The organism is Metabacillus sp. RB-C-LZQ-3-1 (assembly GCF_058315175.1).
The window spans coordinates 188274-202459 of record NZ_JBZFLI010000010.1 but is presented as its reverse complement, the minus strand read 5'-3'; the positions used below and the strand labels follow the sequence as shown (position 1 = coordinate 202459).

The window sequence follows — 14186 nt, the reverse complement described above, 5'->3', positions numbered from 1 at the left end:
GAGTCATTTCCAGAAAGAAATGACCCTTTAATTGGCTGTAATTTACGAAACAGTTTCAAACCTTTGATCCTCATAAGATTGAATAACTTCTTTTGTTTGCTTTTCAAACACCTGTTGGATCTTATTTAATTCCTCTTTCATATTCTCTATCTCATCCTGAATGGATTTTAATTTCGCTTCATCCTGCAAAATATCCAACTGATTTTTGAGATCTTGACACCGTTCAATTTCCGACTGTAAATCTAATAATTTATCCATCGTTTTTAATTGCTCCCCAACCAACTGATCAAAATTCATTATTCCCTCTCCTTTCTGCTAAGAGAAACAAAAGTATGTTGTTAATAAGATTCTTCATTTACTCATTTGATCCTTTGACTACTTATGTAGAGGAAACAGAAGTTTTGTCGTATTGAAATTTCAGGATATTTTCATAACCTTTGTTGCTACGCAAAAGGGAAAGTGGTTGATTGCAGCGAGAGGATGATCGCTCTTTTGCAAACGCGCTTTTTCACAGGAAAAGACACCTCCCCACATTTGCGGAAAGGTGTCTTTATTTAGTCAATTAAGAATTTTGGTTCTTTCTTGACTCAGCTTGTTGATTTTGTTTTCTTACTTCTTGAGCATTTGTTTCGCTCGCAAACTCAGTACCAAATTGACCTGCTTGACCTGCTTGAGCAGCTTGACCTTGAGCACTTTGAGCGTTTTGTTGTTTTACGTGTTGGATGTTAGTACCTGATTGTGTTTTGTTGTTTTGTGCCATTCGATATCACCTCCACGAAATATAGATTGTCCCAGAGATGATTTTTATATCCATAAAAACTTCAAAAAAATTTTTTATTCGTTTAAACGAGTAAAGAACGGCCACCATCAACTATGATTGTTTGTCCTCTGATCATAGAGGCTTTCTCTGTTAAAAGAAATTCAATCGCATTGACCATATCCTCTATTTCAACCATTCTGCCTGCAGGTGTATTTTTCTTCGCATCCTCAAGTAACTCTTCGCGATTTGGGAAATGTTTTAAAGCATCTGTATCAACAGCTCCACCTGAAACAGCATTCACGATAATATTTTTTGGAGAAAGTTCGACTGCTAAATATCTTGTTAGAGCTTCTAAGGCAGCTTTTGAAACTCCTACCGTAGTGTAATTTTCTAAATAACGAATGGATCCTAAAGAGCTAGTGCTTACAATAAAGCCCCCGCCATTTCTCTCCATAAGCTTTGCTGCTTCTTGTGCACAAAATAGCAATGCCTTGCTGTTAATATTCATCGTCCAATCCCAATGGCTTTCTTCAAGCTCCATTGCCGGTTTTTGAACGCCTGATGCTGCATTGTTTACAAATACATCCAATCTTCCGAACTCTTCCTCAATTGTTGAAAAAAGCTCTTTAATTTTTTCAGGCTTCCCGACATTCGCTTTAACAGCAATAGCTTTCACACCTAACTTTTCAATTTGTTCTACAACCTCTAAAGCGGCTGTTTTACTGCGTGCATAGTTTACAACAATATCGTATCCTTTTTCAGCTAATCGCAGGGCAACAGCTCTTCCAATTCCACGACTGCTTCCTGTAATGAGTGCTACTTTATTTACTTGGGTCATTTTGTCATCTCCTTATATGTATTCAATCGAATAGATGTCATCATTGTATCAGATAATATAGTGAAACTTCTATGTTGTAAGATGTTTCGGATCTTATAGTATAACCTTAGCACATCTCGTCAGGTTAGAGGAGGATGTATATGTACGTAGGCCGTGATATGACAGAGTTATCCATGATTTCAAAGAAAGATTGGAGCAAGGAAGAGTTAGCCTTTTTCCATCACTCTCTTCAACAGATGGTCCCTTACCTTAATGTTGAAGGTCAAACCATTCACCGAGAAATCGTCGAAGAAATCACTTCCCGCGGCGGTTTAAAACGAAATGAAGCGGATTATACTCATGGTACTAGGGTTCATTATGAATAAATAAACAAAAGCGCAAGCGCCTTGAACAGCCCCGGCAAATAAGACGATTTAAAATAGAAGGTGTTCTTTGCCTTCAAAGAGCTGGATGCAAAACGCTTAGCCACATTTCAAGTCAAGGAATTCCATAATTCCATCTAAAAAGGGGCTGACGATTACATGTCAGTCCCTTGAAATATTTTATATATTTTTTGATGGGAAACAGGAAAAGCATATTTTTTTATTTCTTCTTCAGTGACTGGTACTAAATCCTTTGTAACAGGATCTTTTAATTTTCCAATAAACACAGAGATATTCCAAATTAGATGGGAAAACACATGCTCGACAGTTCCCGTTAATTCAGATAGCTCAGCATCTGCTTGGTATTCCTCTTTAACAAATTGCTTCAATTGTTCACGATATGATTCTTTGGAATCAGCTTTAATCTCCATATTTGGGAATTCCCACAGGTTTGCTAATAAACCTGTGTTAGGCCGTTTATGAATATACAGTCGGCCAGCTCCGTCATATAGGACCACAGCAGCCATTTGCAGCGGTTTTGGTTTCTTTTTTTTGCTTTTTATCGGAAGTTCAGACTGGACTCCCTCTGCAAAAGCTGAACAATGCTCACGGACTGGACATAATAAACACGAAGGAGATGTTGGTGTACAAATTAAAGCACCTAGCTCCATCACTGCTTGATTAAAGGAAGATGGATCTTCTTTGGAAATCAATTGATAGACGGCGTCTTCAAAGATTTTCCTTGCTCTCGGCTTTGCGATATCTTCCCAGATTGATAAAATTCTTGAGAAAACTCTCATCACATTTCCATCGACGGCTGGTTCTGGAATATTGTAAGCTATACTTAAAATAGCTCCCTTTGTATATGGACCAACACCCTTTAACTTAGAAATTTCTTCAGGGTTTTTAGGGACAATACCAGAATAGGATTCCGCTACCTCTTTAACAGCTGAATGAAGATTTCTTACTCTTGAGTAATAACCGAGTCCTTCCCATGCTTTTAAGACTTCTTCTTCATCCGCATTTGCAAGGGAAACTATCGTAGGAAATTTTTCTATAAATGCATTAAAATAAGGGATAACGGTATCAACTCTAGTTTGCTGAAGCATAATTTCAGATACCCAAATTTTGTATGGATCTTGGTCTTTTCGCCAAGGCAAATCTCTCTTTTCAAGCATGTACCATGAAATTAAATCATGCTGAAACTCCTTTATAGGAAAGCTTTCCAGCTTATCATTTACTTCATATATCATTATAATTTTTCCTCCAGATGTTAAATTACTTCATAATCGGGAAAATATATGGTAATAAGAAAAGCGCAAGCGCCTTGATCAGCCTCGGGCAATTCTGCTTATGACCTCGAGGGGCTAGGCGCTGGAGCTAGACACTTAAAACTATATACAAAATTTAATACTTTTTACCTGTTAAGAATAGTACAAGATCACTTATAGTTAAAGACTTGATGTTTAAAAATAAACAGAAATGTTCACATTGGACAATATTGCATCATATATTTTCAAAGGAACTTTTATCTTAATTTATACTCAGTTCATTTTAATGGACAATCATATAAAGGCAAACCTGCACCCTCATAAAACAAGGAGGTACAATTATTGGATACTGGAACACATGTGGTCATGGGCATTGCTCTTGGCGGGTTAGCTACACTTGATCCGGTCGTTGGGATTGATCCTCCCACCGCACAAGCTGTTATGTTCGGTACAATTATTGGATCACAAGCACCTGACCTTGATACGATATTAAAGCTAAGAAATAATGCTAAATATATTCGAAATCATAGAGGGATTACCCATTCGATCCCAGCCATCTTTATATGGTCCTTTTTAATTACCGGGATGCTGACAATTTTTATTCCTGAAAGCAATCTTCTTCACCTGTACCTCTGGACATTACTTGCCATCGTACTTCACGTATTTGTGGATATTTTTAATGCTTATGGAACCCAAGCATTGCGTCCATTCACAAAAAAATGGATTGCACTGGGAACGATTAATACATTTGATCCTTTTATTTTTGTCATGCATATTATCGGAATTGTGATCTGGGTTTTTGGCGGTCATCCAGGGTATACATTCTTAAGCATCTATGTCATTTTAATTGGCTATTATCTTATTCGCCATGCCATGAAAAGAAATATTGTTCGTCGTTTACACACTATCATACCAAATATCGAACAAGTGATTATTTCCCCGACTATGCGCTTTCGACAGTGGCATATCGCGATTATGACGGACAAAACCTTTCATGTGGCAAGATCTGTTAACGAGGATATTATCTTTTTAGATGAATTTGAGCGTGTTCCTGTTCCACAAACAGAAGTCATTAAGGCAGCAGAAGAAGATGACAATATATCCGCCTTTTTATCATTTTCCCCTGTCTATCGTTGGGAGGTTGACGAATACAGCGACCATTATGAGGTCCGTTTTATCGACCTTCGTTACCGAAGCAAAGGATATTATCCATTTGTCGCCATTGTTCAATTAGACACAGATTTAAATATTGTCAGCTCCTATACAGGCTGGATTTTCAGTGAAGAAAAGCTGCGCAAAAAGCTGGAGCTGATTCCGGAGTAAAAATCAAAGAGGATGACTGTTTTGTCATCCTCTTTGATTTTTATGTTTTGCTCTTTTCTAAAAAATTGTTTTTTAATATGCTCTTTAAACAAAAAACTAATTAGGTTGATTGGAGCGGAAGATACGTGCGCCGCGGTAGCTTATTTCTAAGATGAGCATCCTGGAGCTCCATCAACTACTTCCAATCCTTAATACAAACAGGAAAGTTGCAAAAACAACCTAATGTTTTAAATAATCATCTTTATTCAATAAATCTTTATACTTTGGGTTTGTGGCAATAAAGTCATGCAATCTGTCACCGTAGTGATTAATTAATTGTCTCACGACAGTCTCCGTTACACCTTTGCCTTGATAGGCTTTTCCTGTTTTAGCTTGTGTTGATTCAAAATCTTCCCATAAAAGCTCCACCCATGTTCTGGCTTGTGCATAGGATAGACTGTTATTCTTTGCTAACAGCTCATTCGTTAATCGTTCAAAGTAATCTTCCATTATTCTCACCTCTAGGCAGGATTCTCTACTTATAATTCACCCTTTTGCAACCATACTATAAGTACGCTTCCATTAGTGAAGCGAAACGTGATGATTTGGAGGGGATTGTGTTGCGTAACAAAGAACGCGGTTTTCCAAATATGAGCAATAACAAGTTTGAAGGCGAACCAAGAGCGAAAGCTGAATATGCTTCAAAAAGGGCAGACGGGACAACGAACACTCATCCGCAAGAACGGATGAGGGCATCTGGTCAACGTGAAAATCCTTACTCTTAAAACGCATTTACAAACTTGCGGAGGTGCTTTTAAAAATGGGTTCACACAGTAGGAAAAAATTCTACGATAATTTGTATTCAAATCCATTCAAACAGCCTTGGGCTAACCCAAAGCATGCACACGCTCAAGTAAATGGAGAAACACAACAAACCCAAGACCTCATCATTTTAAAGCGACAAACTAGAAAGCAATCGTAACAAAGTAAGGTCAGCTCAACTGGAATGTTGCTACTTATCCAGTTGGGTTACCTTTTCATTAACATCGATATTGGCAAAGCTTCTTCATGATCAGGTGTGGATAACCGGTATCCCCAGGCAAAGATGCCATTCATATAGTTGATTTTAAATGACTCTCCAGGCGCTCCGTCAATTTCATAGACTTCCTCTGGTTTATAATCATTAGGGTCTAGCAAATACGACTTTGCCATCGTGATTTTGCGTTCTAATACAGCAAATTCATTAACAATTCCTAGCTGCTCTGCTTTTCTTGCCTTTTCCTTGAGACTAGCGATTTCATTTTTTAATTCATACTCCGTCATCTCACTATAGCGCTTTGTCATCACTGTTTATCTCCCCTTAGCTTTTCATTGATCATCTTCTAGAAATTTTTCAATTAATTCAATAGCAAACCCTTTTCTATATAAAAAATGCTTCATCTTTTGCTGGTATTGATAAGGATCTTCATTCTTGTATTTTCTTTGAGCTTTTTCAGCATGCTTAACTAAAGCCGTCCATTCCTCTGATTCATCTTGCTCATATTGGACTTCATCTAATACCTTTGAAATAATATCATAAGGAAACCCCTTCCTCATTAAATGCTGTTCAATTTTTTGTTTAAGCTGTATTGTGGATAACTTATTGTTCTTTTTTAACAGTTTTTCTGCATGGTCAATTGCTTCTTGGAGCTGATCATCATCATCGTATTCTTGAAGAGCTTGGGCTATAAAATCTTGATCAATCCCCTTACCAATTAACTCCCGTTTTAAGACACTTGGTCCTTTTCCATTCGTTTGTTTTTGTGTACGAACATAAGCAATAGCAAATTCCAAATCATCTACATAACGGTATTCCTTCAACTTGTAGATAACATCCTGAATAATTGCTTCATTAAATTCTTTTTTTGCCAAATGTTCAGCTACTTCCTTTATGGACCGCATACGATAACTTAGGAACTCCAAAGCTTTATTATAAGCTTTTTTACTAAGATCTCCATATTGTATCTCGTGTATATCGAGTTCATCAATTTCTTTGCCTTTTTGAAGATTGTATTTAATTAGCACATCTTGATCAACACTAAAAGCATATTTTTCTCCCTGACCATCGTCTAAGTAAATATTAAAACGTTCTGCTGACTGCTTTTGGGTTGTGATTTTTGTAATAATAGCCATTCTTGTTCTCACCTGCAATTTTTTTGATAAACGTAACACATTATAGAGGATATTTTTAATAGATAGAGTATAAATGAACTAAGGAATATGTGAACTAGGAAGTGGTCGTATGAAAATCGCCATCTCAGGCGGTACTGGTTTTATTGGAAAACATATTACACAGTATTTTTTAAATAAAGGTCATGATGTCTATATTTTAACACGAAGTCAAAAAACTTCTTCTGAAAAGAACTTACACTTTGTCCAATGGCGATCAAAAACATCAAATCCTGCCGAGTCACTAGAGGGTGTTGATGTGATCATCAATCTAGCTGGAAAATCAATTAATAACCGCTGGACAGAGGCGACGAAAAAACAAATTGTAGAAAGTAGAATTGAGTCGACGAAAGAGATTTACGCTATTATCAACGCTTTGTCCAAAAAACCTTCCGTATTCATTCATGCGAGTGCAATCGGAATTTACGGTACCTCTTTAACAAAAACCTTCACAGAAGGCTCAAATGAAACAGGCTCTGATTTTCTTGCAAAAACAGTTGAGGTTTGGGAAAAAGAAGCAAGAAAGGTTGAAACCCTTCATGTTCGTACAGTCTGTACTCGATTCGGGATTGTGTTAGGAGAAGAAGGTGCCTTATCAAAAATGGTGTTGCCGTACCGACTGTTCGCAGGAGGAAATCTCGGATCTGGTCAACAATGGGTTTCATGGATTCATGTGATGGATCTAGTCCGCCTAATGGAACATATAATAGACTCTACTATTTCTGGACCAGTTAATGCTGTTTCTCCAAATCCTGTTAAAATGAACCAGTTCGGAAAAACAATCGGAAACGTACTTAAACGTCCACATTGGCTTCCTGCTCCTTCCTTTGCTTTAAAAATGTTATTAGGCGAAATGAGCCTTTTGATCCTAGAGGGACAAAAAGTATTACCAGAAAAAGCTTTAGATGATGGTTTCACTTTTACTTTTCCTCACCTCGAAAAAGCTTTGCAAGACATTTTAATATCTAATTATCAAAGTGGAAAACAAGGAGTATAGCAGTATGAAATCAACACTTTTTAAACAAGCAACCGTTTATCCCATTACTTCCCCCCCTATTTATGAGACCGATGTGCTTGTGGAAAACGGGAAGATTAAGGAGATTGGGAAAAACTTAGAACCAACTGAATCAACCGAAACAATTGTATGTAAGGATAAATATTTATTCCCTGGTTTTATTGATGTTCACACCCACTTAGGCCTTTATGATGAAGGCACTGGATGGGCCGGGAATGATGCAAATGAAACCATCGAACCTATTACCCCGCATATTCGGGCACTAGATGGCGTTCATCCTTTAGATCCAGCTTTTAAGGACGCAATCAAATACGGAATCACAACGGCACATGTCATGCCAGGAAGTGCAAATGTTATTGGAGGAACAACTTCGGTTATTAAAACATATGGTATTAATATTTCGAACATGATTATCCAAGAAACAGCAGGCCTTAAAATTGCTCTTGGCGAAAACCCTAAACGGATGCATAGTCATGGCAATAAGGAATCCATCACAAGAATGGGCATAATGGGCATGCTACGAGAGGCATTCTACAAAGCAAAGTATTGTGATGATAAAGATGAGTTTCGTTCTATCCCAATTAAAAAAGCACTGAAAAGAGAAATCCCTGTACGCATCCACGCTCACCGAGCAGATGATATTATGAGCGCGATTCGTTTTGCAGAGGAATTCAACTTAGACTACAGAATCGAGCATTGCACGGAAGGTCATTTAATCGCTGAAGAATTAATAGGAAAACAAGTCAAGGTTTGCGTAGGACCAACATTAACCCGTAAATCGAAAATTGAATTAAAAAATAAAACATGGGAAACCTATCAAGCACTTTCTGAAAAAGGTGTAGAAGTTTCCATCACAACCGACCACCCTTATACACCCATTCAATATTTAAATTTATGTGCCTCTCTTGCCGTGAGAGAAGGTTTTGACGAACAAAAAGCACTAGAAGGAATCACCATTACAGCTGCACGAAATTTAAGAGTAGAAAATAGAGTTGGTAGTATAGAGGTAGGGAAAGATGCTGACCTCGTTATATGGAATTATCACCCCTTCCACTATCTAGCAAAGCCTGAAATGACCATGATTAATGGTGACATTGTGTATAAAAAGTGACAAAAAATTACTATCTTACTATTATTTTATTTTTTGTATAGGTTTTCAAAATCTATCTCGATTTAACGTACTAAAACATTAGATTTTACTCGGTTTTTTAAGCAGAATAATTTACCAAACAGACAGAAAATCAGACAATTTAACAACTATTTTAAGATAAAAAAAAATATTTTTGAATTCGACAAAAAAGGAGTATCTTTTTCATTTAAAATGCCGTATGATACTTCTGGAAGCAATGCTATAACTTAAATACGACAATTAAATCTAGTAATGGGAAGGCAAATGGTGCGCCACCAGCTTTACTGGTTCTAGTGGGTTCGATTCCCACCCCGAAATTTTTTGAAGGCAAAGTAACATAAAAAATTTCGAGGGTGGAGACGACCATATCACGTGGAGTCTGCCCTCAGGTTGGAGGGATCCAGATGCTAAAAAAACGTGATATTTATGATAGTCATACACTTTATGAACACATGGTTCACCCTGATGTCTTCCCATTTGTGCGTCATAAAGCAAATTCTTTTGAAGAATACCTATTTTTAACGAAACAAACGATTGAGGCTGAAGAACGAGGTGAATTGATTTCACGTACCATTTTAGATGAATGGGGATCTCCAATCGGTACAATCAGTTTGTTTGATATCCAAGACAAAGCCGGCTTTTTAGGCACCTGGATAGGCAAACCATATCATGGCAAAGGCTATAATAAGCTAGCAAAAGATGCTTTTTTCAATGAGCTATTCTATGAATTAGATATTGAAACAATCTTTTTACGAATCCGTAAACAAAACGTCCGTTCCACAAGGGCGGCAGAAAAATTACCTTATGTTATGAACTCAAACGAAACAAGAGCAAACTTACTAGAACAAATTAATAATGGCGAAGACATCTTTAATTTGTTTGAAATTACTAGAGATCAATATACAATTTACAAATACCATAATGTTTCTGAAGAGAATGATCAGCAGCTAAAAGAGGCTTAAATAGTATGTATCAGGGTGGAATTCTATTGAATTCCGCCTTTTTTGTTGTGAGCTAGGATTTTGTGTGAGGTCTTATTTTCGATTCTGGAGATTTATTAACTATTTTAAAGACATATTAACGATTCTGAAGGCTTTATTTACGATTTTCAACATTTATTTACTATTAGACATTTTTCGCCAAAATTCGATCACATGCATTTTTTCATCCCATTTGTATGAATCCACATCCCATTGTCAAAAATAGAAGGTGAATACTATATTTTGGAAGGATGATCATGATGGCAGATAAGAAAAAACGAGATAAGTCAAAAAGTACTCTTTCTAGTATGCAAGAAGTGACATATTCTAGAGAATTCAAAAATGCTGATCGTGCTGGTGGATACATAAGTAAAAATAGACACTAACTTCCAACATGAAATGATGAAAAAAAGCCATCCTAAGTTTGAACTAAAAGTTCAAACTTTTTAAGGGGGGCTTTTTTCATGGGCAGAGGTCATCAACATAACCATAAAGCACGTGATAAGAACTCAACAACTCTTCCACAAACACCTAAAAACTTAAAACGCGACGGTGTTGATGAGGAATTTTCAAGAGAATTAGCTGATCAAGCTGATTTAGAAGCTCAAGCTAGAGCAAATGCAGCTAATCAACGCCAAAGCACAAATCGCAATAGCAATTTATAGTAAGAAAGGAAGTGGACACCCCACTTCCTTTCTTGTGGATAATAATGTGGATAAATCAATACAAAGATTGTGGGTAATGTGGATATACATGTTAATATCTCTACAAAGAGGAATGAAATTATCCACAAACTTAAGAAATTGTCTTCTTATCATTCCCTGTTTATATTGTGGAAACTGTGTATAACTTTTCGAAGTTAACATTTCCTAATGGATAACATATAATGCAATGAATAACGTTGTAATCAATATAGACAGGGGTGTTAATAGTTGGCTTATGAGATTACACGAGATTATATTCGTACCGGAAATTCTCGACCAGGGCAACGGATTAGTACTGTACGATTTATTGTAAGTCATGACACTGGAAATCCAGGCTCTACAGCTTATGGAAATCGTAATTATTTTGATACTCAACAACCATCAGCTTCTGCACACACCTTTATTGATGATAAATATATTTTAGAGATAATCCCCTTAAACGAAATTGCCTATCATGTCCGTTCAAATGTTACAGCGGATAACAGACTTTATGGGGCTAACGCAAATAGCGCTGCTATCGGGGTTGAATTATGTCACGGTGGCAGAATAAATTTTCAAGCGGCATATGATCGATATGTTTGGTACCATGCCTATTTATGTGACAGATTTAATCTTAATCCAAAATCAGACATTGTTGCACACGCCACTCTTGATCCTTCCAGAAGAACAGATCCAATCGGAATATTGAGAACAAACGGAATATCTTGGTCCATGTTTATTGATGATGTTGCCGAAGCTCTTCGGAACTTTGATGGAGATGCATCTCCAAGTCAGCCAAGCAAAAATCCCCAAACTGCTCCAGCACCAGATCGAGCCGTAAAAGGAAGAACTGTTAGATTGCCAATTGGAGAAGGTGCCTCAGGTCCTTTCGTTCGGGATATTCAACAGCAACTAATTAAAGCAGGGTACAGATTACCTCGTTATGGTGCAGATGGAGTGTTTGGTGAAGAAACAGAGAATGCCGTTATGAGGTTCCAAAGAGATCATCATTTAGCAGTCGACGGCTTAGTTGGTCAAGTGACTTTAACAAAATTGCAACAAGTGAACCAACAAAGGGTTTCCGCACCAGACTTTCCTCTTCCAAATGGTATCTTAAGGAGAGGAGACCAAGGTGAAGGTGTCCGACAATTGCAAAGAGCTCTTAAACAAATAAACTTTAATCCAGGTACTGTAGATGGCATTTACGGTCCTCGTACAGAAGACGCTGTAAGGAGATTTCAGTCCATGTATGCGGCTCTCGCTACAGATGGAATATACGGACCAAACACAAGAAAATATATCCGAATGGAATTGGATGATTAATTGAAAAGTGCAAGGCGCTAAGCATTCGCCTGGAGCTAGACACTAAAACTAAGTACAAAATTTTATCCTTTCTTACCTTGTAAAAAAAAAGATGTATAACAATCTCTCCCAAAACATAAATTATTATTACATCACAGAGCCTACACCCATGAGAAAAAAAGTACGTTGCTCACCTAGAGTGGCGTGCTTTGCTTTTTCACAAGGTTCCCACAAAAAAAGGACCATCGAAGGTCCCCTTTTTATTTCTCAACTAATTCTCCTCTATATAATTCATTTTTCACAAGTGTAATGTCTAACTCTTTTGCGAGCTTCTTCAATTCTCTTTCCTCTCGCTCCGTTACGATAGAAATAACTGTTCCTGATGCTCCTTGTCGGCCTGTTCTTCCTGATCGATGAACATATTGGGAGCTGTTTGCCGGGAGGTCAAAGTGAATCACATGAGATAGTTCTTGAATATCTAAACCTCTCGCTGCAACATCTGTTGCAAGTAAAAGGCCCTGTTTTTCTGATCGAAGGCTTTTTAGTGCAGCTTCTCGTTCTTCTTTCTTTGTATCACTGTGTAATAGGTGAACATCGACTCCATTATATTCTAGCTTCTCCCCTAGTACATTTAAGTTTCCGATATCTTTAACAAACCCTAAGGCTTTCATTGGAATATTTTTCACTAATCTTTCAAGCATGTGCGCTTTTTCTCTTTGCTCACAAACGACATACACATGATCTACTTGACCAACCGGAATTTCGTCTCTGCTGACCTTAATGATTTCCGGATTCTTTTTCATAAGATCTCTCGCTCGAGATTCTGTGCTTTCATTTGAAGTAGCTGAGAACAAGACAACTTGGCGTTCGTTTAATGTTGATTTAATGATTTCTTGTATTGTCTTTTTATGCTCTGGAGTTAATAGTTGGTCTCCCTCATCTAATACAATGGCCTTTACTCCATGCATTTTTAACTTTTTCATTTTTATTAACTCTTGTATCCTTCCAGGTGTACCCAGGATGACCTGAGGACTTTTCTTTAGCTTTTCTACTTGTCTTTTAATGTTCGCTCCTCCAATAAAAGACGCGCTTGTGATCGTACTGCCTTCAGACCATATCTTCACTACCTCAAATATTTGCATAACAAGCTCTCTTGAAGGAGCTAAAATGACGATCTGTGCTGATTTTCGGCTAACATCAATCTTATTTAACAGCGGCAGAACATACGCTAACGTTTTCCCTGTTCCTGTTGGGGATTCAGCAATAACATCTTTCCCCTCTAAAATTGGCGGGATTGCCTTTACTTGGATGGCAGTAGGCTCTTGGAAATTTGCCTTTTCCCAATTATTTTGGATAAAAGGTGCTACCTCTTGTAAAAAATTCATTTCTGACATGTATGTTAATCTCCTTTGACTTCCTTTATGTATTCACTATTTAAACTAGTGCTCATTTCATCTCAATACCTAATCTATAGTATAGCTAATTTTCTATCACAGTAATATACGAATCATTAATTCGTCATATTTCCCCAGAAATAATCTTATTTCGATAAGCTTCTCAAGAAAGACTCAATCTCCTTATCAGTTGTAAGAATGAACACTTGTTTACTAGATTTTAACTCTTGAAGCTGTTGCCTCATCCTTTTCTTACGTTGAAAATAGGTTTTGCATATAAATTTGATGAAAGCAGCATCTATTTTTTCGTTACATCCCAGTGCACGGTCAGGTCGATCCTTTCCAATATACGTTACCCAGCGTTTTAGTACTCGATATAAACAAACAGATAAAGACTTCTCTAAATAAATAATTGTATCGGCCGCTTCTACTCTCATATCAAACGTATTACGATAATTCCCTTCAATAATCCATTCATGCTGATTGTTGATGATCTCCTCTTGTCTGGACCTAAAATCTTCAAATGATGCTTCAACCCATCCAGGCTCCCAAAACATTGTATCAAGATGATACACATCTATTTGTAGAATTTCCGAAAGCTTTCTTGCAAAAGTCGATTTACCTGCACCTGCTGAAACTCCTATAACCATCACTTTTTTCAAGATTTTTCCCCTCAATTGAATATATATTTTGATCCCGCTCTTAAAGGGCAGTAAGCCCCATCCTTAAGCTGCTGAGTTTACAAAGAAGGTAGGTTGTCGGTTAAGGCGAAATTGCTTTAACTAGCCACCAGTGGAGAATGAAGCCCTCCAATGATGAAAGTTTCACTTTATGTTTACATATTATATTTTTCGGGTATCACCATATTATCATCCAAAATAGGAACATATTGTCAACTCTTCATAACAAAACAGAAAGATTTTTGGTGAAAGGTGGTAACAC

At 37.1% G+C, this 14186-nt stretch carries 19 protein-coding genes and 1 pseudogene; 11 read left to right on the top strand and 9 right to left on the bottom strand.

The features are described 5' to 3' along the window. Positions 1-42: 42 nt before the first annotated feature. The 3 genes from AC4GZ8_RS16915 to fabL all read right to left on the bottom strand — a co-directional run bounded on the left by AC4GZ8_RS16915 (position 43) and on the right by fabL (position 1598). A complete protein-coding gene (locus AC4GZ8_RS16915; protein WP_491083058.1) occupies positions 43-297 on the bottom strand; it encodes a YgaB family protein in 255 nt (84 codons plus the stop codon). 265 nt (positions 298-562) lie between these two features. Continuing rightward, the gene (locus AC4GZ8_RS16910; RefSeq protein WP_491083057.1) at positions 563-760 is read right to left on the bottom strand and encodes a gamma-type small acid-soluble spore protein; all 198 of its coding nucleotides are present in this window, start codon (positions 758-760) and stop codon (positions 563-565) included. An 82-nt stretch (positions 761-842) separates the two neighbouring features. Beyond that, on the bottom strand, positions 843-1598 hold the full coding sequence (gene fabL / locus AC4GZ8_RS16905) for an enoyl-[acyl-carrier-protein] reductase FabL (protein ID WP_491083056.1): 756 nt from the start codon (positions 1596-1598) through the stop codon (positions 843-845). Positions 1599-1738: 140 nt separating this feature from the next. Between fabL and yfhS the strand changes: the two genes are divergently transcribed. Then, positions 1739-1963, top strand: a complete 225-nt coding sequence (yfhS, locus tag AC4GZ8_RS16900) for a mother cell protein YfhS (protein ID WP_491083055.1) — start codon at positions 1739-1741, stop codon at positions 1961-1963. A 152-nt stretch (positions 1964-2115) separates the two neighbouring features. Here yfhS and mutY read toward each other — a convergent pair whose 3' ends face one another. Continuing rightward, positions 2116-3210 carry an A/G-specific adenine glycosylase gene (gene mutY / locus AC4GZ8_RS16895; RefSeq protein WP_491083070.1) on the bottom strand — a complete coding sequence of 365 codons (1095 nt, stop codon included), beginning with the start codon at positions 3208-3210 and terminating at the stop codon, positions 2116-2118. Positions 3211-3573: 363 nt separating this feature from the next. Here mutY and AC4GZ8_RS16890 point away from each other — a divergent pair, with 363 nt between their 5' ends. After that, complete coding sequence (locus AC4GZ8_RS16890) at positions 3574-4554, top strand: metal-dependent hydrolase (RefSeq protein WP_491083054.1); 981 nt, start codon at positions 3574-3576, stop codon at positions 4552-4554. 219 nt (positions 4555-4773) lie between these two features. On the opposite strand, the gene AC4GZ8_RS16885 is transcribed toward AC4GZ8_RS16890, so the two are convergent. Continuing rightward, positions 4774-5043, bottom strand: a complete 270-nt coding sequence (locus AC4GZ8_RS16885) for a YfhJ family protein (protein WP_491083053.1) — start codon at positions 5041-5043, stop codon at positions 4774-4776. Positions 5044-5153: 110 nt separating this feature from the next. On the opposite strand from AC4GZ8_RS16885, the gene AC4GZ8_RS16880 reads away from it, so the two are divergent. Both AC4GZ8_RS16880 and AC4GZ8_RS16875 read left to right on the top strand, forming a co-directional pair. Continuing rightward, positions 5154-5318 carry a small, acid-soluble spore protein K gene (locus tag AC4GZ8_RS16880; protein ID WP_491083052.1) on the top strand — a complete coding sequence of 55 codons (165 nt, stop codon included), beginning with the start codon at positions 5154-5156 and terminating at the stop codon, positions 5316-5318. Positions 5319-5353: 35 nt separating this feature from the next. Next, positions 5354-5515, top strand: a complete 162-nt coding sequence (locus AC4GZ8_RS16875) for a YpzG family protein (RefSeq protein ID WP_491083051.1) — start codon at positions 5354-5356, stop codon at positions 5513-5515. Between the two features lie 47 nt (positions 5516-5562). On the opposite strand, the gene AC4GZ8_RS16870 is transcribed toward AC4GZ8_RS16875, so the two are convergent. Together AC4GZ8_RS16870 and recX are read right to left on the bottom strand one after the other, a co-directional pair. Further along, positions 5563-5877: a YfhH family protein gene (locus AC4GZ8_RS16870; protein WP_491083050.1), complete on the bottom strand. Its 315-nt coding sequence runs from the start codon at positions 5875-5877 to the stop codon at positions 5563-5565. A gap of 24 nt (positions 5878-5901) precedes the next feature. Further along, the gene (gene recX / locus AC4GZ8_RS16865; protein ID WP_491083049.1) at positions 5902-6705 is read right to left on the bottom strand and encodes a recombination regulator RecX; all 804 of its coding nucleotides are present in this window, start codon (positions 6703-6705) and stop codon (positions 5902-5904) included. 109 nt (positions 6706-6814) lie between these two features. Between recX and AC4GZ8_RS16860 the strand changes: the two genes are divergently transcribed. From AC4GZ8_RS16860 to AC4GZ8_RS16830, 7 genes and pseudogenes are all read left to right on the top strand, one after another. Beyond that, positions 6815-7738: a TIGR01777 family oxidoreductase gene (locus tag AC4GZ8_RS16860; RefSeq protein WP_491083048.1), complete on the top strand. Its 924-nt coding sequence runs from the start codon at positions 6815-6817 to the stop codon at positions 7736-7738. A 4-nt stretch (positions 7739-7742) separates the two neighbouring features. Next, positions 7743-8867 carry an amidohydrolase gene (locus AC4GZ8_RS16855; protein WP_491083047.1) on the top strand — a complete coding sequence of 375 codons (1125 nt, stop codon included), beginning with the start codon at positions 7743-7745 and terminating at the stop codon, positions 8865-8867. A gap of 422 nt (positions 8868-9289) precedes the next feature. Then, positions 9290-9847 carry a GNAT family N-acetyltransferase gene (locus AC4GZ8_RS16850; protein WP_491083046.1) on the top strand — a complete coding sequence of 186 codons (558 nt, stop codon included), beginning with the start codon at positions 9290-9292 and terminating at the stop codon, positions 9845-9847. A 278-nt stretch (positions 9848-10125) separates the two neighbouring features. Further along, positions 10126-10251 carry a YfhE family protein gene (locus tag AC4GZ8_RS16845; RefSeq protein ID WP_491083069.1) on the top strand — a complete coding sequence of 42 codons (126 nt, stop codon included), beginning with the start codon at positions 10126-10128 and terminating at the stop codon, positions 10249-10251. Between the two features lie 78 nt (positions 10252-10329). Continuing rightward, the gene (locus AC4GZ8_RS16840; RefSeq protein WP_102233058.1) at positions 10330-10530 is read left to right on the top strand and encodes a YfhD family protein; all 201 of its coding nucleotides are present in this window, start codon (positions 10330-10332) and stop codon (positions 10528-10530) included. Positions 10531-10797: 267 nt separating this feature from the next. Continuing rightward, a pseudogene (locus AC4GZ8_RS16835) lies at positions 10798-11298 on the top strand (peptidoglycan recognition protein family protein); the annotation flags it as partial. Continuing rightward, complete coding sequence (locus AC4GZ8_RS16830) at positions 11281-11871, top strand: peptidoglycan-binding domain-containing protein (RefSeq protein ID WP_491083068.1); 591 nt, start codon at positions 11281-11283, stop codon at positions 11869-11871. The pseudogene AC4GZ8_RS16835 and the gene AC4GZ8_RS16830, both read left to right, overlap by 18 nt. Before the next feature lie 239 nt (positions 11872-12110). Here the strand turns inward: AC4GZ8_RS16830 and AC4GZ8_RS16825 are convergent, their stop codons facing one another. Further along, complete coding sequence (locus tag AC4GZ8_RS16825; protein ID WP_491083045.1) at positions 12111-13244, bottom strand: DEAD/DEAH box helicase; 1134 nt, start codon at positions 13242-13244, stop codon at positions 12111-12113. Between the two features lie 146 nt (positions 13245-13390). Continuing rightward, the gene (locus tag AC4GZ8_RS16820) at positions 13391-13897 is read right to left on the bottom strand and encodes a P-loop NTPase family protein (RefSeq protein ID WP_491083067.1); all 507 of its coding nucleotides are present in this window, start codon (positions 13895-13897) and stop codon (positions 13391-13393) included. Positions 13898-14186 lie beyond the last annotated feature (289 nt).